Origin of the sequence: Geodermatophilus sp. TF02-6 (assembly GCF_003319115.1) — a bacterium.
Lineage (GTDB): Bacteria > Actinomycetota > Actinomycetes > Mycobacteriales > Geodermatophilaceae > Geodermatophilus.
This window is the reverse complement of sequence record NZ_QOHF01000017.1, coordinates 59,304-79,323: the sequence shown is the minus strand read 5'-3', so window position 1 is coordinate 79,323 and position 20,020 is coordinate 59,304. Positions and strand designations below refer to the sequence as shown.

The following is a 20,020-nucleotide window of genomic DNA, read 5'->3' as shown; positions in this document are numbered from 1 at the left end:
GCCGGCCCGCCGGGCGGCTCGGGGATGATGGACGGCGTGAGCTCTCCCGGTCCCTTCCGCGCGGCGCCTTCCGGACCGCCCTCCGGGCGCTTCCGCGCCATGCCCCCGCAGGTCGACCTGCCCGCTCTGGAGCAGGAGATCCTGGGTCGCTGGGAGGCCGACAAGGTCTTCGCCCGCTCGCTGGAGGCCTCCGCCGGCCGTCCGCAGTGGAACTTCTACGAGGGGCCGCCCACCGCCAACGGCCGTCCCGGCACCCACCACATCGAGGCGCGCGCCTTCAAGGACGTCTTCCCCCGGTTCAAGACCATGCGGGGCTGGTCCGTGCCGCGCCGCGCCGGCTGGGACTGCCACGGCCTGCCGGTCGAGATCGCCGTCGAGCAGGAGCTCGGTTTCGTCGGCAAGCCCGACATCGAGCGCTACGGCATCGCCGAGTTCAACGCCCGCTGCCGCGAGTCGGTGGTGCGGCACGTCGCCGACTTCGCCGACCTGACCCGCCGCATGGGCTACTGGGTCGATCTGTCCACCGCCTACTGGACGATGGACCCCACCTACATCGAGAGCGTCTGGTGGTCGCTCAAGCAGGTCGACGAGGCGGGTCTGCTGGTCGAGGACTCCCGGGTGAGTCCGTACTGCCCCCGCTGCGGCACCGGCCTGTCCGACCACGAGGTCGCCCAGGGCTACGAGTCGATCACCGACCCGTCGGTGTACGTGCGGCTGCCGGTCACCAGCGGCGAGTGGGCGGGCAGGGCCGACCTGCTGGTCTGGACGACGACGCCGTGGACGCTGCCGAGCAACACCGCGGTCGCGGTCAACCCCGACGTCACCTACGTGGTCGCGCGATCCACCGAGGACCCCGCCCACCCGGACACGCTCGTCGTCGCCGAGCCGCTGCTGGCCTCGGTCTTCGGCGACCTCGACGACGTGGAGGTGCTGGCCCGCACTCCCGGCCGGGACTGGGAGCGGGTGCACTACCGTCGTCCGTTCGACCTGGTCGACTTCCCCGCCGGCGAGGACACGCACTACGTCGTCCTGGCCGACTACGTGACCACCGACGACGGCACCGGGCTGGTCCACCAGGCGCCCGCGTTCGGCGCCGACGACCTCGCCGTCATCCGGGCCTACGGGATGCCGGTGGTCAACCCGATCGACGCGACCGGCCACTTCCTGTCCGAGATCCCGCTGGTCGGCGGGCACTTCTTCAAGGCGGCCGACCCGGCGCTGGTGGCGGATCTGCAGGAGCGCGGCCTGCTGTGGCGCGAGCAGCGCTACGAGCACAGCTACCCGCACTGCTGGCGCTGCCACACGCCGCTGATGTACTACGCGCAGCCGTCCTGGTACATCCGCACCAGTGCGATTAAGGACCAGCTGCTCGCCGAGAACGCGCAGACGCACTGGTACCCCGAGACCATCCAGTGGGGCCGCTACGGCGACTGGCTGCGCAACAACGTCGACTGGGCGCTCTCCCGCGACCGCTACTGGGGCACGCCGCTGCCGATCTGGCGCAACGACGCCGACCCGTCCCGGGTGCTCGTGGTCGGCTCGCTGGCCGAGCTGTCGGAGCTGACCGGCCGCGACCTGTCCGGTCTGGACCCGCACCGGCCGTTCATCGACGAGGTCACCTTCACGCTGCCCGGCGAGGAGGGCACCTACCGGCGGGTGCCGCAGGTCATCGACGCCTGGTACGACTCCGGCTCGATGCCGTTCGCCCAGTGGGGCGCGCCGTACCGCAACGAGGCGGAGTTCGAGGCGGCCTACCCGGCGCAGTTCATCTGCGAGGCGATCGATCAGACCCGCGGCTGGTTCTACTCGCTGATGGCCGTCGGCACGCTGGTCTTCGGCCGGAACTCCTACGAGAACGTGCTGTGCCTGGGCCACATCCTGGCCGAGGACGGCCGGAAGATGAGCAAGCACCTGGGCAACATCCTCGAGCCGATCCCGCTGATGGACCGGCACGGCGCCGACGCCGTCCGCTGGTTCATGCTGGCCGGCGGCTCGCCGTGGTCGGCCCGCCGGATCGGGCACGAGATCCTGTCCGAGGTGGTCCGCAAGGTGCTGCTGACCTACTGGAACACGGCGAGCTTCTTCACCCTGTACGCCGAGACCAACGGCTGGGACCCGGCCGCTTCTCCTGCTCCGGCGCGCGCGGAGCGGCCGCTGCTGGACCGCTGGGCGCTGGCCACCCTCGCCGAGGTCACCGACGGCGTCACCGCGGCGCTGGAGGACTTCGACACCGCCGGCGCCGGGCGGCTGCTCGCGCAGTTCGTCGACGACCTGTCCAACTGGTACGTGCGCCGCTCGCGGCGCCGGTTCTGGGACGGCGACCCGGCGGCGCTGGCCACGCTGCACGAGGTGCTCGACGGGCTGACCCGGCTGATGGCGCCGTTCACCCCGTTCATCACCGAGGAGGTGTGGGCCCGCGCGGTGGCCCCGGGGCTGGTGGACGCCCCCGACTCGGTGCACCTGGCCGCCTGGCCGCAGGCCGACGCCGACGCCCGCGACCCGGAGCTGGTGGAGCAGGTGGCGCTGGTGCGCCGGCTGGTCGAGCTGGGCCGGTCGGCCCGGACGAAGGCGTTGGTGCGCACCCGGCAGCCGCTGGCCCGCGCGGTCGTGGCGGCGCCGGGCTGGTCGTCGCTGCCCCGGGACCTGGTCGCCGAGGTGGCCGACGAGCTCAACGTGGCGGAGTTGATGGACCTCTCCGCGGTCGGTGGCGACCTCGTCGACGTCAGCGTGAAGGTCGACTTCCGCGCGGTCGGGCGGCGGCTGGGCAAGCAGGTGCAGGCGGTGGCCAGGGCGGTCGCCGCCGCCGACCCGGGCGCGTTGGTGGTCGCCTACCGCGCGGGGACGGCGTCCGTCGACGTGGACGGCGCGACCGTGCCGCTGGAGGAGGGCGACCTGGTGGTCACCGAGACGCCGCGCGAGGGCTGGACCGTGGCCAGCGGCGGCGGGCTGACCGTGGCGCTGGACCTGGAGCTGACCCCGGAGCTGGAGCGGGCCGGCCTGGTCCGCGAGGCGGTGCGGCTGGTGCAGGAGGCGCGCAAGAACAGCGGGCTGGCCGTCAGCGACCGGATCGAGCTGTGGTGGACGGCGGACGGCGAGGTGGCACGGGCGCTGACCGAGCAAGGCGAGCAGGTGGCCGCCGAGGTGCTGGCGGTGCGGGTGCACGCGGGTACCGCGGGCGAGGGCTCGGGCGTCGAGGGCCCGGCCGGCTCCCGGTTCTGGGTGGCCCGCACGACCGGCTGAGGAAAGGCCCCCTCCCCAGCCCTTCATGGCAGGACCCCGCCCCGCATCCCCTCGCACGCTCGGGGGTTGCCCCGGACGGGGCCGCGCCTGGAGGGGGCCACCCTCCTCGGTGTCCCCGAGCCTGGCCCCCTTCCCGGGCGTCCCCGAGCTTGGCCCCCTTCCCGGGCGTCCCCGAGCATGCGAGGGATGGGGAGGAAGGGGTCCCTTCTCAGCTGCCGCGGGCGGCCCGGCGCGAGCGTTCGGTGTCGGCGAGGTGCCGCACCGGCCGGCAGACGGCGCAGGGGCTGAACCCGTCGGCGCGCGCCTCGGTCATGGGCAGCAGCACCGACGTCCGGCCGGCGAGGTACGGGCACCCGGCCAGGTGGTAGCGCGGGTGCTCGTCGACGACGACCACGTCGTCGACCAGGTCGACCACCAGCAGCAGGTCGGTGACCTCCACCTCCTCCTCGGCCGGTTCGCCCCTGTCGGAGCGGGCGCCGTCGGCGGAGTCGGGGTCCGGGGCCGCCGGATTCCGTGCCTCGTGCGCTCCCGGCCGCCGCGGCAGGGGTGGGACCTCGCGGGACTCGGTCGACGGCCGGTACGCGGAGGCGCCTCGGGGCGGCACCGTGCGGCCGGGGTCGGTCGCGGTCGGCTCGAGGCCGTCCGCGGCCGCCGCGTGACGCCCCGCGGGCGAGTGGCCCGCCGGCCCGCCGGCCGGTGGGGAGTCCTGAGCCGCCCGGCCGGCGGGTCGGCGGGCCACCTGGGGCTCGATGACCGGCCGGGACTCCGGACCCGCACGGGATCCGGTGACCACCCGCGGCTCGGCGCCGGGAGCGTGCTCGCTGTCCGGAGCCGGGCGGGCGAGGGAAGGGTCCTCCCGGGCCGTTCGCACCCGTGCGAGGAGCAGCAGGACGGCGGCGAGCGCGCAGGAGACCACGCAGGCCCAGTAGAAAGCCGTGGTCTCGGTGGTGAAGCCGGCGACAAACAGGCCGAGGCCGAGGAGCACGAACAGGCTCGCCGCCAGGACCACGCGCCGACTGTAGTCGGGTCCCCCGCCGTGCTCGCCGCGGCGACCGGACGCCACAAGGGCCTTCGGACCTCGTCCGGGGCCTCTGTCGGGAGGGTGTCGTCGGACGGTTGCGCCGGCCGGACTCCGCGCCGGGCCCCCCGTCGGCGTCCCCGAGCGGTGGCCCTCCAGGGCGGCCCGTCCCGGGGCGGCCCTCTCCTGGCGTCGGCCTCCTCCAGGGCACCGCTGGCCTCGTCCGGGACCCGCCGCGCCGCGAGCGAGCGGTGGGGAGGACGGGGTCCTTCTACGAGTCCTGGGGGCCGGGGCCCTCTCTCAGGCGGTCGCGTGCTGGGTCTGGCGGCTGCCCACCGCCGGCTCGGCCGAGCCGCGGCTGTCCAGGTCGCGCAGGTGCGACTCGATGTAGGAACGCAGCCGGGTGCGGTACTCGCGCTCGAACGTGCGCAGCTCCTCGATCTTGCGCTCCAGGCTGCCGCGCCTCTCCTCCAGCGAGCCCATGACCTCGGCGTGCCGACGCTCGGCGTCCTGGTCGAGGGCGGCGGCCTTGGCGCGGGCCTCGCGCTCCATCGTGTCCGCGCGGGTGCGGGCGTCGCTGACCATCGAGTCGGCGCGCATCTTGGCCTCGCTGACCATCTGCTCGCTCTTGGCCCGCGCGTCGGTGACCATGCGCTCGCTGTTGGTCTTGGCGCTGACCACCATCTGGTCGGCCTGCGCCTTGGCCTCGTTGACGTACCGGTCGGCGGTCTCGGTGGCCAGGGCCAACATCCGCGACGCGCGGGCGCTGTCGTCCTCCCGCGGGGCGGGCGGGGGTGGCGGCGCGGCGGCGGGCGCCGGGGTGGGAGTGGGGGCCGGCGGCTCGGCGGCCTCGGCGCGGGGTGTGCGACCGGTCGCCGAGCCCGCGCGCAGCTCGTTGTTCTCCTCGATCAACCGGGCCAGCTCGGCCTCCACCACGTCGAGGAACGCGTCCACCTCGTCCTCGTCGTAGCCCCGCTTGCCGATCGGCGGCTTCTTGAAGACGACGTTGTGCACGTCGGCGGGTGTGAGTGGCATCGGGCTCACCTCGGGGCGGACAGCGGGGACAGGGACGGAGTCGGACAGGCGACGGCCGACCGCACCCGGCCTCCGGCGTCGCCAGCCCCGACGGCTTCAGCGATCACGCGGCGGCGGCGAGCGAGGTCGTGATGCCACGCAGGATGTACACGGCGATCAAGAGCACCATAAACCCGAGGTCCAGCCGGATCGTCCCCAGGTTCAGCGGCGGGATCACCTTGCGGATCGCCTTGAGCGGCGGGTCGGTCGTGGCGTAGACGACCTCCAGACCGGCCGCCACGATCCCCGAGGGCCGCCAGCTCCGTGCCAGCACCATGACCCAGTCGATGACGAACCGCGCGAAGAGCAGGACGAGGAAGACGAACAGGACCGACGAGACGATCTGCCAGAAGAGAGCCACGGTCCTCGCTCGTCCAGGGCACGTCGCGTGCCGGTCTGCGTCCTGCTCGGGGCCTCAGGACTGGTTGAAGAACCCGCCCTCGCGGATCTTGGCCTTGTCCTCGGCCGTCACGTCGACGTCCCTCGGGCTGAGCAGGAACACCTTGTTCGTGACGCGCTCGATGCTACCCCGCAGCCCGAAGGACAGACCCGCAGCGAAGTCCACGAGCCGCTTCGCGTCGGCGTCCTCCATCTCGGTGAGGTTCATGATGACCGGCATCCCGTCGCGGAAGCTCTCGCCGATCTGGCGGGCCTCGTTGTAGGTGCGCGGGTGCAGCGTGGTGATCCGGTAGGGCTGCGGCGCGGGAGCCGGGGCAGGCGTCGGCGCCGGCTCGGGAGCGGCCGCGGCCGGCTCGCGGACGGCCAGCCCGGCCGCGCCGACGGCCGTGGCGCCGCTGGCGCCCGGTCCGGGCAGCTGGCCGGCTCCGGCGCCGGCCAGCCCGCCGAGGCGAGGCGAGGCGGGGCCGGCGGAGGGCGCCAGGCCCAGGTTGCGGCCCGAGCCGGGGCGGCGGGGCAGGGCGGCCGGCTCGGGGTCGGGCGCCGGGGGCAGGTCCGCCTCCAGGTCGGCCTCGTAGTCGTCGGCACGGTGGGGATCGGCACGGTGGGGATCGGCACGGTGGGGATCGGCACGGTGGGGATCGGCACGGTGGGGATCGGCACGGTGGGGATCGGCTCGGTGGGGATCGGCTCGGTGGGCGTCGCTGCGGTAGTCGGCGCGGTAGTCGGGGTCGCCGTAGCGGTCGGCGTCGTCGTAGTGGTCGTCGTAGGCGTCCTCGGGGGCGTAGCGGCCGTACCGGTGCTCCTCGTGCCGGTCGTACCGGTCGGCGGAGTCGGACTGCCGGGCCTCGTACCGGCCGTAGGCGCGGGCGTCGTCGTCCTCGACGAGCCCGAGGTAGATGCCCATCTTGCGCATGGCTCCGGCCATCGGCCCTCCCCCTTGCGGTTGCCGCGCGTCGCTCACCCGGGCTGCTGTGGCCCGTGTGACTGGTGTGACTCGTCCTCCGGGGAGGGTAGGGGGCGCTGCCCGAAGAGCGCGGTTCCGACACGCACGAGGGTGCTGCCGGCGGCGACCGCCGTCTCCAGGTCCGCGCTCATGCCGGCGGAGAGCTCCCGCGCCCGGGGGTGGTCGGCCCGCACGCGCTCGGCGAGGGCGGCCAGCCGGGCGAACGCCGCCGCCGGGTCGCCGCCGCGGGGGGCGACCGCCATGAGCCCGCGCAGGACGACGCCCTCCTCGGCGGCCACCGCGTCGGCCAGCGCCGGCACCGCTGCGGGGTCGACGCCACCGCGGGCGGCCAGCTCGCCCTCCGGTCCGCCGAGGTCGACCTGGAGGAACACCTCGACCGGCCGCCCGCGCTCGGCACCGACCCGCGCGAGCGCCCGGGCGAGGGGCAGGCGGTCCACCGAGTGGACGACGGCGCCGAGCCGGGCGACGGCAGCGGCCTTGTTGCGCTGCAGCTGGCCGACGAAGTGCCAGCGCAGCGGGGCGTCGGCGAGCTCGGCGGCCTTGGCGGAGAGCTCCTGCGCGCGGTTCTCCCCGAAGTCGGCCTGCCCGAGCGCGGCGAGCTCCCGGACGGCGGCCGCGGGCCAGGTCTTGCTCACCGCCAGCAGGGTCACCGACGCGGGGTCGCGACCGGCGGCGCGGGCTGCGGCGGCGATGCGCGCGCGGACCGCCTGGAGACGGTCGGCCGGGGTGCTCACGGCGACGATCATCCCGTTGGTCGTGGCCCTCCCTGCAGGGTCCTCTCTCAGCCGAGCCAGACGACGCCGGCCTGCCGGCCCGTCACCCGGTCGCGGCGGTGGGAGAACAGCAGGCGGTCCTCGGCGGTGCACCGCGGGTCGTGCACCACCTGGCCGACACCGGCCCCGCGGAGCAGCTCGGCCAGCCCGGCCCGCAGGTCCAGGCCCGGGGTGCCCTTCCGGGTGCGCACCGCCGCGGCGGGCGCCACCCGGGCCACCTCGGCCTGCAGCGCGCGGGGCACCTCGTAGCAGGCGCCGCAGACGGCCGGGCCGAGCAGCGCGGCGACGTCGGTGGGCCGGCTGCCGAGTCGGGCCATCGCGGCCAGCGCGGCCGGGACGACGCCCTGCCGGACGCCCTCCCGCCCGGCGTGCACCGCGGCGACCACCCCGCCGACGGGGTCGGCGAACAGCACCGGCACGCAGTCGGCGACCAGCACGCACAGCACCAGCCCCGGTGTCCGCGTGACCACGGCGTCGGTGTCTGGCAGCGGCCCGGCGACCGGACCGTCGACCACGGCGACGCCCGCGCCGTGGACCTGTGTCATCCACACCAGCCGGTCCGCGTCGACACCGAGCTCGCGGGCCAGCCGGACCCGGTTGGCCGCCACGTCGGCCGGGTCGTCTCCGACGTGGTCGCCGAGGTTGAACGAGTCGTACGGGGAACGGGACCGGCCGCCCCGTCGGTCGGTGACGACCCGCCGGGGTCGCACCGCCTGCGGGGCGGCCGGGGTGGAGCTCATGGCCCCGTCCCAGGGAGGACGGCGGCCCCGTGCAGGGTCCCGCCGCGAGCCTGCGAGGGGTGGGGAGGACAGCGGCCCACCTGCAGAGACCCGCCGCGAGCCTGCGAGCGGTGGGGGGCAGGGGGGTCCTTCTTCACTGGCGCAGGAACTCCGGGATGTCGAGCTCCTCCTCGAAGTCCTCGTCGGACAGCGGGCGGCGGCCGGTACCCGCGGCACCCGGAACGGGCGGCAGCGGGGGGACGGTGATGCCGCCGCCAGCCGCGACGGGCGGACGGGGCGGCAGCTGCGACGCCGAGGGCGGGTTGGCCTGCGCCTGCGGAGCCGGGACCGAGCCGACCAGCCGCTCACCCGTGGGCGCCGACCCGGCCGCGGTCACCGGCTGCGGGTGCAGGGGCAGCCGCGAGGGGGACGGCGAGGCGACCGGGGCCGCGGTCGGTACCGAGGCGACGCCGGCGTCCTTGCGGCCGGTGGGCCTGCCACCGTCGAAACCGGCGGCGATGACGGTCACCCGCACCTCGTCGCCGAGGGCGTCGTCGATGACCGCACCGAAGATGATGTTGGCGTCGGCGTGGGCCGCGTCGGAGACCAGCGAGGCGGCCTCGTTGATCTCGAACAGGCCGAGGTCCGAGCCGCCGGAGATGGACAGCAGCACGCCGTGGGCGCCCTCCATGGAGGCCTCCAGCAGCGGGCTGGCGATGGCCTGCTCGGCGGCCAGCAGCGCCCGGTTGTCCCCGCGCGCGCTGCCGATGCCCATGAGCGCCGATCCGGCGCCGGACATGACCGACTTGACGTCGGCGAAGTCCAGGTTGATCAGGCCGGGCGTGGTGATCAGGTCGGTGATGCCCTGGACACCGGAGAGCAGGACCTGGTCGGCGGTCCGGAAGGCGTCCATGACGCTGACGTTGCGGTCACCCAGCTGCAGCAGCCGGTCGTTGGGGATGACGATGAGCGTGTCGCACTCGTTGCGCAGCTCCTCGATCCCCGCCTCCGCCTGCACGGCCCGCCGCTTGCCCTCGAAGGAGAACGGCCGGGTGACCACGCCGATGGTCAGCGCGCCCAGCTTGCGGGCGATGGAGGCGACGACCGGCGCACCGCCGGTCCCGGTGCCGCCACCCTCACCCGCGGTCACGAAGACCATGTCGGCGCCCTTGAGCACCTCCTCGATCTCCTCGCGGTGGTCCTCGGCGGCCTGCCGGCCGACGTCCGGCTGCGCGCCGGCGCCCAGCCCGCGGGTGAGCTCGCGGCCGACGTCGAGCTTGACGTCGGCGTCGCTCATCAACAGCGCCTGCGCGTCGGTGTTGATGGCGATGAACTCGACCCCCTTGAGGCCGACCTCGATCATCCGGTTGACCGCGTTCACCCCGCCGCCGCCGATGCCGACGACCTTGATGACCGCGAGGTAGTTGTGCGGAGGTGTCATGTGGGGCTCCCGACCTCGACCCTCATCCTCAAGTAAAGCCTTATAGTTATGTCAACTGGGTCGACGCGGACGAAGTTAGGTGCGCCTCCGCGGGCCCTACAAGCACCCTCTCGGACGCGGCGTGTCGAACCGGCGCGGTCCCACCGGTCCCACCCGACCCGCTGGTCACTCCAGCACCACCCAGCGTGACGACCCGCGCCCGGGACGTCTCATGTCCAGGTCGAGGGCCGGGACACGCCCGGGCGCAGGAACTCGCGAAGTCGCCTGCAGCGCCGGGCGTGTCGCGGCACCGCGCGTGTCGTCCCCGGGGTCCGGGTGCGGCCCCTCCCGGCCGCGACCGGATCGGCGCGGGGTCGCCTCGGGCGAGGCGGTCACCTGCGGGGGACGCGCCCCAGCAGGAAGAACTCCTCGTTGGGCGGGATCGCGGCCCAGTGCGCCAGCCGGTTGGACAGCGCGAACAGCGACACGATCGCCCCGACGTCCCACACGTCGTCCTCGGTGAGGCCGTGCCCGCGCAGCCGGTCGAGGTCGGCGGCGGTGACCGTCACCGGCTCGGTCGCCAGCCGGACGGCGACGTCGAGCACCGCGGACATCCGCTCCGGCAGCGGCGCCTTGCGCCAGTCGACGGCGACCTGGTCGGCGATGTACGGGTCGCGGGCGCGGACCCGGGCGATCGCGCCGTGGGCGACCACGCAGTAGAGGCAGTCGTTGGCCGCGCTGGTGGCCACCACGACCAGTTCCCGGTCGGCCTTGGACAGGCCGGGGGTCTCCTTGTCCATGAGCGCGTCGTGCAGCGCGAAGAACGCGGCGGCCTCGGCCGGGCGCCAGGCCAGCGCGGCGAAGACGTTGGGCAGGAAGCCCGAGCGCTCCTCGACCTCGGCGTAGCGTTCGCGCAGCTCGGGGGCGAGCTGGTCGTGGGATGGCACGGGGAAGCGGCTGATCGGCGCAGTGGTCACCGGCCCAGCCTCCCCGCCGCGTCAGCGGCAGGCCACCCTGCAGGCAGAAGGACCCCCTCCTGCCCACCCCTCGGAGAAGGACCCCTCTGCCCCCACTGCTCGCAGGCTCGCAGCGGGACCCTGCAGAGGGGCCGGCGGTGCCCGGGAGGGGGCCTGGCGCGAGCCTGCGAGGGGTGGGGGGCAGGGAGGTCCCTTCTTCAGCGCAGCACGACCGCCGACGGTGCGCTGACGTCGATGGTGCCGGCCGGGTCGAGGGCGCCGGCGTGCAGCTGGCCGAGCAGGGCGACGAGGACGGCGGCCTTCCCGCCCGCGTCGTCGGCGCTGCCCCACAGCACGGTGGTGCCGTCGGTGAGGGTCAGCCGGACGTCCTCGGGGGTGCGCGCGGAGGCGGCGGCGACGGAGGCGCGCACGTCGTCCGGCAGCGCGGTGAGGGCGCCGAGCGCGGCCCGGGTGGCCCGGTCGTCGGGGCCCGGGGAGGTGACGTCCAGCGGGACCACGCCCGCCGGCGGGTCGCCGGTGACCGTGTCGAAGAGCACGCCGTCGGCGTCGACCAGGGACCGCGTGCCGGCCTGGTCCACCACGGCGACCGGCATCCGCTCGACCACGGTGACGACGACGCTGCGCGGCCACCCGCGGGTCACCTCGACCGAGGCGACCTGGGGCAGCCGCGCCACGCGGGCGCGCGCGGCGTCCACGTCGACCCGCAGCAGCGGCGTGCCCTCGGCGATGCCGGCCACCTCGACGACCTCGGCGTCGGTCAGCGTCGCCGCGCCGTCCACCTGCACCGAGTGGACGGCGAGCACGGGGCTGCCCAGCAGCAGCCAGGCCAGCAGGCCGAGCACCGCGGCGGCGACGCCGGCGTGCAGGAACCACCGGCGACGGCGGGCGCGGGGGGTGTCCCGGCGCCGCGGTCGTGCCCGAGCTGCACCGCCGGTCCGGCGGGCGGGCCGGGGAGCGGCCCCGTCCCGCGAGGACGCCGCACCGCGCGCCCGGTCGCGGGTGGTCGTCCCCGAGCGGCTCACCGGGCCGGGTCCCCCGGGTCGCCGGGCGCCTGCCGGGCGCGCAGGGCCGCCAGCACCTCCGGGCCGACCATGGAGACGTTGCCGGCGCCCATGGTGATCACCAGGTCGCCCGGGCGCGCCCGCTCGGCCAGCGCCGGCGCGGTGGCCGACCAGGACGGCTCGAAGTGCACCCGCTCGGCCGGCAGCGGGACCGCGTCGGCGACCATCGCGCCGGTCACGCCGGGCACCGGGTCCTCCCGGGCGCCGTAGACGTCCATGACCACGACCTCGTCGGCCAGCCCCAGCGCCGCGCCGAACGCGGCGGCGAACGCCCGCGTGCGGCTGTACAGGTGCGGCTGGAAGGTGACCACCAGCCGTCCCCCGCCGGCCACCGCCCGCGCGGCCCGCAGCTGGGCGGCGACCTCGGTCGGGTGGTGGGCGTAGTCGTCGTACACCCGCACGCCGCCGACGGCGCCCTTGAGCTCGAACCGGCGGTGCACCCCGCCGAAGCGGCCCAGCCCGGCGACCAGCCCCTCGGCGGGCAGACCCAGCTCGAGACCGGCCAGCAGCGCGGCCGCGCTGTTGCGGGCCATGTGCTCCCCCGGCACCCGGATCTGCACCCGGCCGAGCACCTCCCCGTCGAGGACGGCGGTCCACGCGGTGGCGTCCGGGCCGACCTCGACGTCGAGCACGCGCAGGTCGGCGTCCTCGGCGGTGCCGTAGGTGCGCACCCGCGCCGGGGTGGGCACCCCGTGCAGCCGCGCCGAGCCGGGGTCGTCGGCGCACAGGACGACGAAGCCCTCGGGAGCGACCGTGCCGAGGAACCGGTCGAAGGCGGCCTCCACCGCGGCCAGGTCGCCGTAGTTGTCCAGGTGGTCGGCCTCGACGTTGGTGACGATCGCCCCGTGCGGGGCCAGCAGCAGGAAGGAGCGGTCGCTCTCGTCGGCCTCGGCGACGAAGACGTCGCCCTCCCCCGCGTGCGCGTTGCTGCCCGACTCGTTGAGGTCGCCGCCGATGGCGAACGACGGGTCGGCGCCGCAGGCCTGCACGGCGACGGTGAGCATCGAGGTGGTCGAGGTCTTGCCGTGGGTGCCGGCCACCGCGACGCTGCGCTTGCCGGCCATGACCGCGGCCAGCGCCACCGCCCGCGGCAGCACCCGCAGGTCCCGCGCGCGGGCGGCGGCGAGCTCGGGGTTGTCGTCGCGGACGGCGGTGGAGACCACCACGGTGTCGGCGTCGCCGAGGTGCGCCGGGTCGTGGCCCACCTCCACCCGGGCGCCGAGCGCGCGCAGCGCCAGCAGCGTCGGGGTGTCGCGGCGGTCGCTGCCCGAGACACGCACGCCGCGGGCCAGCAGGATCCGCGCGATCCCGCTCATCCCGGCCCCGCCGATGCCGATGAAGTGGACGGCGCCGAGCTCCTCGGGCGTGGGCACCGTCCCGGCCCACGCGGCCACCGCGGCGGCGTTCACCGCCCGGCCGCCTGCAGCACGATGTCGGCCAGCCGCTCGTCGGCGTCGCGCGACCCGGCCGCGGCGGCGTGCTCGGCGTACCGGGCCAGCGCGGCCGGGTCGGTGGCCAGCGGGATCACGTGCTCCTCGATCCAGGACGGCGACAGGTCGGCGTCGTCCACCAGCAGTCCTCCCCCGGCCGCGACGACCGGCAGCGCGTTGCGCCGCTGCTCGCCGTTGCCGATGGGCAGCGGCACGAACACCGCCGGCAGCCCCACCGCCGAGAGCTCGGCCACGGTCACCGCGCCCGCCCGGCACAGGGCCAGGTCGGCGGCGGCGTAGGCGAGGTCCATGCGCTCGAGGTAGTCGACGACGACGTAGGGCGCGCCGCCCGGCGCCCGGGACGGGACCGTCACGTCGGTGTTCTTCGGCCCGCGGGCGTGCAGCACCTGCACCCCGGCGGCGGTGAGCGCGTCGGCGGCGCCGGCGGCGGCCCGGTTCAGCGACGCCGCGCCCTGCGACCCGCCGACGACCAGCAGCGTGGGCCGGTCGGCGTCCAGACCGAAGGCGGCGCGGGCCTCGGCCCGGCGGGCGGGGCGGTCGAGCGTGCTGATCGTCGTCCGCAGGGGCATGCCGACGCACTCGGCACCGCGCAGCGGCGTCCCGGGCACGGTCACCGCCACCCGGGCCGCCAGCCGGGCGCCGACCCGGTTGGCCAGGCCCGGCAGCGCGTTCTGCTCGTGCACCACGACCGGCACTCGCTCGCGGCGGGCGGCGAGGTAGGCCGGCAGCGCCACGTAGCCGCCGAAGCCGACGACGACGTCGGCCGACAGCTCCCGCAGCAGCGTCCGCGTCTCGGCCACCGAGCGGCGCACCCGGCCGGGTACCCGCAGCAGGTCGACGGTGGGCGTGCGCGGCAGCGGCACCGGCGGGATCAGCCGCAGGTCGTAGCCGCGCGCCGGCACCAGCCGGGTCTCCAGGCCGCGGGCGGTGCCCAGGCAGGTGATCCGCAGGGGTGGGTGGGCAGGAGCACCGCGGCGCCGCAGCGCGTCGGCCAGGGCGAGCATCGGCTCGATGTGCCCGCCGGTGCCGCCCCCGGCGAGCACCACGCTGCGGCTCACCGTGCCGTCTCGTTCGCTCACCGCGGCCGCCGCGGGTGCTCGGGGGCGGTGGAGCGGGCCCGCGGCGGCGGCTGCCGGCGGACCTCGGGGACCCGGCCGCGGCCGTCGCCCCGCCGCTCCCGGCCGGCGGGCACCCGCTCGCGGGCGGCGTCGCGGGCCCCGGGCCGGGCGACGCGGACGACGGTGCGGCTGCCGGAGACGGCGGGCCGCCCCGCCGCCCCCTCGGGGGCGCGGCCGCCGCGCTCGGGACGGCGGTCGCGGCGCGGGCGCAGCGGGTCGACCGCGTGCTGCGGCACCGGCAGCAGCAGCCGGGCCAGCCGGCCCCGGTCGCGGCGACGCTGGTGCTCGATGGCCTCGGGCTCGGAGCGGGCGAAGCGGATGAGCAACCCCACGATGAACAGGGTGAGCACCAGCGAGGTGCCACCGGCGGAGATCAGCGGCAGGGTGAGGCCGGTGACCGGCAGCAGACCGACGACGTAGCCCATGTTCAGCGCCGCCTGGCCGACCAGCCAGACGGTGATGGCCACGCTGGCCAGCTGCACGAAGCGGTCGGCGCAGCGGCGGGCGATCCGGAAGCCGGCGTAGGCCAGCACGGCGTAGAGGGTGATCACCACCAGGCAGCCGAGGAAGCCGAGCTCCTCACCGATGATCGCGAAGATGTAGTCCGACTCCGCCTCCGGCAGCAGGTTCCACTTCATCGCGCTGTTGCCCAGGCCCACGCCCCACAGCCCCCCGGTGGCCAGCGCGTAGAACCCGCGGATGGCCTGGAAGCCGGCGTTCGACGGATCGGCGAAGGGATCGAGGAACGAGGTGACCCGCTCCAGTCGGTAGCTCGCGGTGGCCACCAGGAGGACCACTGCGCCCGCGCCGAGGAGGGCGAAGCTGGCGAACCAGCGCCCGGGGAGTCCCCCGGCCCACAGCAGCCCGACCAACACCAGCCCGAGGCTGACGATCCCGCCGAAGTCCGGCTCGCGGTACAGCAGGAACGACAGGACGCCGAAGACCGGCAGCAGGGGCACCAGCAGCGTCCGGACGGTGAGGAAGCGCTCCCGCACGGCGAGGACGTGCGCGCCCCACAGGGCGAACACCAGCTTGGCCAACTCGGAGGGCTGGAAGCTGGTGACGCCCAGGTCGATCCAGGCCCGGGAGCCGTTGAGCCGCACGCCGATCCCGGGGACCAGCACCAGGACCAGCAGCAGCACCGACCCGACCAGCGCGAGCGGGGTCCAGCGGCGGACGAGGCCGACCGGCAGCCGGACGGCGACCAGCAGGGCGCCCAGCCCGATGCAGGCGAACACGACCTGGTCGACACCGGGCCGCCAGGCCGGCTGGTGGTTGAGCGCCGCCTCGATGGCCGAGGCGGAGAAGACCATGACCAGCCCGATGGCCAGGAGCATGCCGGCCGCGCCGACGACCAGGTGGCAGCTGGTCATGGGCCCGTCGAGCCAGGCCGGAGGGGTCAGCCGGGCAGCCGGCGTCCTCCGCCCGGTCGGCGCGGTCCGGCGCCGTCCGGGGGCGGTCGGGACGCCGGTGGACTCCACCGGGCCATGGTCGCCGGTGGCGCCGGGCTCCCGGGGGACCGACGGGGCGTGTCGCGGTGGTGAGGTGCTGGAACGGCCGCCCTCATGGGGCCCGCGTCGAGCGGGCGAGGCGCGGGGGGCGGCCCCGTCCGGAGGCTCGCCACGAGCGTGCGAGTGGTGAGAGGGACGGGGTCCTTCTCCCTTCTTCACAGGCCGGCGAAGGCGAGCCAGTCGGCGTAGAACAGGCCGAGGCCGAAGGCCACCGCCATCCCGGTCACCAGCCAGAAACGGACGATGACGGTGTTCTCGGTCCAGCCGGCCAGCTCGAAGTGGTGGTGCAGCGGCGCCATCCGGAACACCCGGCGGCGGGTCGCGCGGAAGAACGCGACCTGGATGACCACCGAGAGGGTGACCGCGACGAACAGCCCGCCGAGGACGATCAGCAGCAGCTGGGTGCGGGTGACGATCGCCAGGCCGGCCAGCAGACCGCCGAGGGCCAGCGACCCGGTGTCCCCCATGAAGATCCGCGCCGGGCTGGTGTTCCACCACAGGAACCCGAGGCAGGCGCCCAGCCCGGCGGCGGCGACGAGGGTGACGTCGAGCGGGTCGCGCACCGTGTAGCAGCCGTCGATCAGCCCGGTGGTGCAGTCGTGGGTGAACTGCCAGAACGAGATGACCGTGTACGCGCCGCAGACCATCGCCGAGCAGCCCGCGGCCAGCCCGTCGAGGCCGTCGGTGAGGTTCACCGCGTTGGAGAAGCCGGCGATGTACAGGTAGGCCAGCACCACGAACCCGATGGAGCCCAGCGCCAGCGGCGCGATGTCGCGCACGTAGGAGACGAACGTCGAGGCCGGGGTGATGCCCGCCTCGTCGGGGAAGTTCACCGCCAGCACCGCGAAGGCCACGCCGACGAGCAGCTGGCCGACCAGCTTGGCGGTCTTGTTCAGCCCCAGGCTGCGCCGGAAGCGGATCTTGAGGTAGTCGTCGAGGAACCCGACGGTGCCCAGCCCCACCATGAGGAACAGCACCAGCAGCCCGCTGGCGGTCATGCCGCGGCCGGGTTGGGTGACGAGGAACAGGTGGGCGATGAGGTAGGCGCCCACCGTCGCCCCGACGATGACGGTGCCGCCCATGGTGGGCGTGCCCTTCTTCGACAGGTGGCTCTCCGGGCCGTCGTCCCGGATCTCCTGGCCGAAGCCCTTGCGGCGGAACAGGTGGACGGCGACCGGGGTGGCGAGGATGGAGATCACCAGGCCGAACGCGGCGGCGATGAGGACCGACTTCACGCGCCTGCCCCGGCGGCGAGCAGGTCGGCCGCGAGCACCTCGAGCCCGTAGGACCGGCTGGCCTTCACCAGCACGACGTCGCCGGGCACCAGCACCTCCATCAGCAGTTCCCGGGCGGCTGCCCGGTCCGGCACGCGCACCGCGCCCTCGTTCTCGCGCGCACCCGCGGCGAGCGCCCCGTCGGCCGTCCCTGCCGCGTCGGGGCCGACCGCCACGACCAGGTCCACCCCGGCGGCGACGGCGTCCCGGCCCAGCCGCTCGTGCTCGGCGGCCGCGCCCGGTCCCAGCTCGGCCATGCCGCCCAGGACGGCGATCCGCCGCCGCGCGGGCAGGCCGGCCAGCGCCGCCAGCGCGGCGCGCATCGACTCGGGGTTGGCGTTGTAGGCGTCGTTGACCACGGTCACGCCGTCGGCCCGGCGGGTGACCTCCATCCGCCAGCGGCTGCGCGGCACGGCGGCCGACAGCCCGGCGGCGACCGCGTCGGGCGCCATCCCGGCGGCCAGGGCGGCGCCGGCGGCCGCGAGCGCGTTGGCGACCTGGTGCTCGCCGACGACCTGCAGCCGCACCGCGCAGCGCGCGCCGCCGGCGACGAGGGTGAACCGCGCCCGGCCGGCCTCGTCGAGGGCGACGCCCTCGGCGCGGACGTCGGCGTCCGCGGCGCGGCCGGTGGTGACCACCCGGGCCCGGGTGCGCGACGCCATGCCGATGACCCGCGGGTCGTCGGCGTTGAGGACGGCGGTGCCCTCGGCCGGCAGCGCCTCGACCAGCTCCCCCTTGGCCGCGGCGATGCCCTCGGGCGAGCCGAACTCGCCCAGGTGCGCCGAGCCGACGTTGAGCACGACCCCGACCTCGGGCCGGGCCACCCGGCACAGGCGGGCGATGTGCCCGGGCCCGCGCGCGCCCATCTCCAGGACGAGGAAGCGGGTGCCCGCGTCGGCGTCGAGCACGGTCAGCGGCAGGCCGATGTCGTTGTTGTACGACCCGGGCGGGCTCACCGTCGCTCCGGCGGCGGCCAGCACCTGGCCGAGCAGGTCCTTGGTGCTGGTCTTGCCCGAGGAGCCGGTGATCGCCAGCGTGCGCAGCCCGTTCCCGGCGAGCCGGGCGTGCACGGCGGCGGCCAGCCGGCCGAGCGCGGCGACCGGGTCGTCGACGAGCACGCACGGCAGGGCGTCGTCCGGGCGGGGGGTCAGCGCGGCGACGGCGCCCGCGGCCGCGGCGGCCCCCAGGAAGTCGGCGCCGTCGACCCGCTCCCCCGGCACCGCGACGAACAGGTCGCCGGGCGTGACGGTGCGCGAGTCGACGGTGACCCCGGTCACGCCGCCGGCGCCGCCGGCCAGCTCCCCGCGCACCGCCTCGGCCACCTCGGCCAGGCTCAGTGCGATCACGGGGTCTCCTCACCGGCGCTCGTCGTCCCCGCGCTCCAGGCTGCCGTGCACTCGCCCGACCTCGCGAGCTGGGTCATGGAAGGGGCTCCACTCCGGCCGGCGCCGGCCGCGCCAGGGCCTCCAACGCCGAGCGCAGCACGGCGCGGTCGTCGAACGGGTGCAGGGTGCCGCCCGCCTCCTGGCCGGTCTCGTGGCCCTTGCCGGCCACCAGGACGGCGTCGCCGGGCCGGGCGCGGGCCACGGCCTCGGCGATCGCCGCGCGGCGGTCGCCGACCTCCAGCACGGCGCCGCGCCGGTCGGCGGGGACGCCGGCCAGCACCGCCGCCCGGATCGCGGCCGGGTCCTCCGAGCGGGGGTTGTCGTCGGTGACGACGAGCAGGTCGCTGCCCAGCGCCGCCGCCTCCCCCATGGCCGCGCGCTTGCCGGGGTCGCGGTCGCCGCCGCAGCCGAGCACGGTGAGGACCCGCCCCGGGGTGGCGGCGCGCAGCGCGGCCAGCGCGGTGGCGACCGCGTCGGGGGTGTGCGCGTAGTCGACGACGGCCACGAACGGCTGCCCGGCGTCCACCGGCTCCATCCGACCGGGCACCACCGTCTCGGCCAGCCCGGTCAGCGCCGCCTCGACGGGCACGCCGACGGCGTCGAGCAGGGCGACGGCGAGGACGGCGTTGGCGACGTTGAACCGCCCGGGCAGCCGCACCTGCGCCGGCCAGCTGCGCCCGCCCGGGCCGTGCAGGGTGAACGCCGACCCGCCGTCGGGGGCGACGGTCACGTCGGCGGCCCACCAGTCGGCGTCCGCGCCCTGCGTGGAGACGGTGACCGGGCGCCGGCCGCCGAGCAGCCCGGTCAGCCGCCGGCCGTGCGGGTCGTCGACGTCGATGACCTCGACCGCGGCCCGGCCGTCGAAGAGCCGGGCCTTGGCGCGGAAGTAGTCCTCGAGGTCGGCGTGGAAGTCCAGGTGGTCGCGGCCGAGGTTGGTGAAGCCCGCGGCGGCGAAGGCGGTGCCGTCGACGCGGCCGAGCACCAGCGCGTGGCTGGAGACCTCCATGACCACCGTCTGCACGCCCGCGTCGGCCATGCCGGCCAGCAGCGCCTGCAGGGCGGGGGCCTCGGGCGTCGTCCGCACGCTGGGCAGGGCGGTGACCGTCGGCGACCCGTCGTCGGCGCGGCCGCGGGTGCGGGTCTCCACGGTGCCGATCAGGCCGGTGCCGCGGCCGGCGGCCACCAGGCCGGCCTCCACCAGGTAGCTCGTCGTCGTCTTGCCGTTGGTGCCGGTGACGCCGACGACCTGCAACCGCCGGGCCGGCTCGCCGTACACGCGGGCGGCGACGGCGCCGAGCACCGCACGGGGGTCGTCGACGACGCAGACGGCCACGCCGGTGGCGCAGGCGGACTCCCGGCCGGCCGGGTCGGTGAGGACGGCGGCCGCGCCGCGGGCGGCGGCGTCGACGGCGAACCGGGCGCCGTGGGTGCGGGCGCCGGGCAGGGCGGCGTAGAGGTCCCCCGGCGCGACCTCGGCCGAGGCGAGGGTGACCCCGCTGACCGTCGTGCCGGGATCGCCCTGCACGGGGGCGCCGACGAGGTCGGCGAGCGCGGCGAGGGTCAGGGGGCCGGTGCCCGCCGGCCGGTGCCCCGACCCCCTCCCGCGCGTGCTCACGGGGCGCCAATCTACCGCCGG

The 20,020-nt window shown here is 76.0% G+C and carries 15 protein-coding genes and 1 pseudogene; 1 reads left to right on the top strand and 15 read right to left on the bottom strand.

What is annotated here, in order from left to right; genetic code table 11:
- The first annotated feature begins 36 nt into the window (after nucleotides 1–36).
- A complete protein-coding gene (gene ileS / locus DQ238_RS15870; protein WP_233496010.1) occupies nucleotides 37–3,240 on the top strand; it encodes an isoleucine--tRNA ligase in 3,204 nt (1,067 codons plus the stop codon).
- 208 nt (nucleotides 3,241–3,448) lie between these two features.
- Here the strand turns inward: ileS and DQ238_RS15865 are convergent, their stop codons facing one another.
- The 15 genes and pseudogenes from DQ238_RS15865 to DQ238_RS15795 form a co-directional block, all read right to left on the bottom strand.
- Nucleotides 3,449–4,249: a hypothetical protein gene (locus DQ238_RS15865; RefSeq protein WP_147263098.1), complete on the bottom strand. Its 801-nt coding sequence runs from the start codon at nucleotides 4,247–4,249 to the stop codon at nucleotides 3,449–3,451.
- Nucleotides 4,250–4,558: 309 nt separating this feature from the next.
- Nucleotides 4,559–5,293, bottom strand: coding sequence for a DivIVA domain-containing protein (locus tag DQ238_RS15860; RefSeq protein WP_113782228.1), 735 nt, complete (start codon nucleotides 5,291–5,293; stop codon nucleotides 4,559–4,561).
- Nucleotides 5,294–5,396: 103 nt separating this feature from the next.
- A complete protein-coding gene (locus tag DQ238_RS15855; protein ID WP_113782227.1) occupies nucleotides 5,397–5,693 on the bottom strand; it encodes a YggT family protein in 297 nt (98 codons plus the stop codon).
- 54 nt (nucleotides 5,694–5,747) lie between these two features.
- Nucleotides 5,748–6,029: pseudogene (locus tag DQ238_RS23845) on the bottom strand (cell division protein SepF); the annotation flags it as partial.
- Nucleotides 6,030–6,688: 659 nt separating this feature from the next.
- Nucleotides 6,689–7,441, bottom strand: coding sequence for a YggS family pyridoxal phosphate-dependent enzyme (locus DQ238_RS15845; RefSeq protein WP_199506385.1), 753 nt, complete (start codon nucleotides 7,439–7,441; stop codon nucleotides 6,689–6,691).
- Between the two features lie 35 nt (nucleotides 7,442–7,476).
- Complete coding sequence (gene pgeF, locus DQ238_RS15840) at nucleotides 7,477–8,208, bottom strand: peptidoglycan editing factor PgeF (RefSeq protein WP_199506384.1); 732 nt, start codon at nucleotides 8,206–8,208, stop codon at nucleotides 7,477–7,479.
- A 133-nt stretch (nucleotides 8,209–8,341) separates the two neighbouring features.
- Entirely contained in the window at nucleotides 8,342–9,628 is a 1,287-nt protein-coding gene (gene ftsZ, locus DQ238_RS15835) for a cell division protein FtsZ (protein WP_113782225.1), read from the bottom strand.
- Between the two features lie 371 nt (nucleotides 9,629–9,999).
- A complete protein-coding gene (locus DQ238_RS15830; protein ID WP_113782224.1) occupies nucleotides 10,000–10,584 on the bottom strand; it encodes a peroxidase-related enzyme in 585 nt (194 codons plus the stop codon).
- A gap of 197 nt (nucleotides 10,585–10,781) precedes the next feature.
- Entirely contained in the window at nucleotides 10,782–11,606 is an 825-nt protein-coding gene (locus DQ238_RS15825; RefSeq protein WP_233496009.1) for a cell division protein FtsQ/DivIB, read from the bottom strand.
- A complete protein-coding gene (gene murC, locus DQ238_RS15820; protein WP_113782223.1) occupies nucleotides 11,603–13,054 on the bottom strand; it encodes a UDP-N-acetylmuramate--L-alanine ligase in 1,452 nt (483 codons plus the stop codon). Before murC ends, DQ238_RS15825 begins: the two co-directional genes overlap by 4 nt.
- The gene (murG, locus tag DQ238_RS15815) at nucleotides 13,051–14,100 is read right to left on the bottom strand and encodes an undecaprenyldiphospho-muramoylpentapeptide beta-N-acetylglucosaminyltransferase (RefSeq protein ID WP_370447524.1); all 1,050 of its coding nucleotides are present in this window, start codon (nucleotides 14,098–14,100) and stop codon (nucleotides 13,051–13,053) included. The genes murC and murG overlap by 4 nt, the downstream gene beginning before the upstream one ends.
- A gap of 71 nt (nucleotides 14,101–14,171) precedes the next feature.
- Nucleotides 14,172–15,695, bottom strand: a complete 1,524-nt coding sequence (ftsW, locus tag DQ238_RS15810; RefSeq protein ID WP_113782221.1) for a putative lipid II flippase FtsW — start codon at nucleotides 15,693–15,695, stop codon at nucleotides 14,172–14,174.
- A 185-nt stretch (nucleotides 15,696–15,880) separates the two neighbouring features.
- The gene (gene mraY, locus DQ238_RS15805) at nucleotides 15,881–16,960 is read right to left on the bottom strand and encodes a phospho-N-acetylmuramoyl-pentapeptide-transferase (RefSeq protein WP_113782220.1); all 1,080 of its coding nucleotides are present in this window, start codon (nucleotides 16,958–16,960) and stop codon (nucleotides 15,881–15,883) included.
- Complete coding sequence (gene murF / locus DQ238_RS15800) at nucleotides 16,957–18,345, bottom strand: UDP-N-acetylmuramoyl-tripeptide--D-alanyl-D-alanine ligase (RefSeq protein WP_113782219.1); 1,389 nt, start codon at nucleotides 18,343–18,345, stop codon at nucleotides 16,957–16,959. Before murF ends, mraY begins: the two co-directional genes overlap by 4 nt.
- A 73-nt stretch (nucleotides 18,346–18,418) precedes the next feature.
- Nucleotides 18,419–19,999, bottom strand: a complete 1,581-nt coding sequence (locus DQ238_RS15795; RefSeq protein WP_113782218.1) for a UDP-N-acetylmuramoyl-L-alanyl-D-glutamate--2,6-diaminopimelate ligase — start codon at nucleotides 19,997–19,999, stop codon at nucleotides 18,419–18,421.
- Nucleotides 20,000–20,020 lie beyond the last annotated feature (21 nt).

What these genes read in the sequence shown, in the direction of transcription:
- ftsZ (WP_113782225.1), bottom strand. Translation starts at nt 9,628, where the DNA reads ATGACACCTCCGCACAACTACCTCGCGGTCATCAAGGTCGTCGGCATC.
- DQ238_RS15845 (WP_199506385.1), bottom strand. Translation starts at nt 7,441, where the DNA reads ATGATCGTCGCCGTGAGCACCCCGGCCGACCGTCTCCAGGCGGTCCGC.
- murG (WP_370447524.1), bottom strand. Translation starts at nt 14,100, where the DNA reads ATGCTCGCCCTGGCCGACGCGCTGCGGCGCCGCGGTGCTCCTGCCCAC.
- pgeF (WP_199506384.1), bottom strand. Translation starts at nt 8,208, where the DNA reads ATGAGCTCCACCCCGGCCGCCCCGCAGGCGGTGCGACCCCGGCGGGTC.
- DQ238_RS15860 (WP_113782228.1), bottom strand. Translation starts at nt 5,293, where the DNA reads ATGCCACTCACACCCGCCGACGTGCACAACGTCGTCTTCAAGAAGCCG.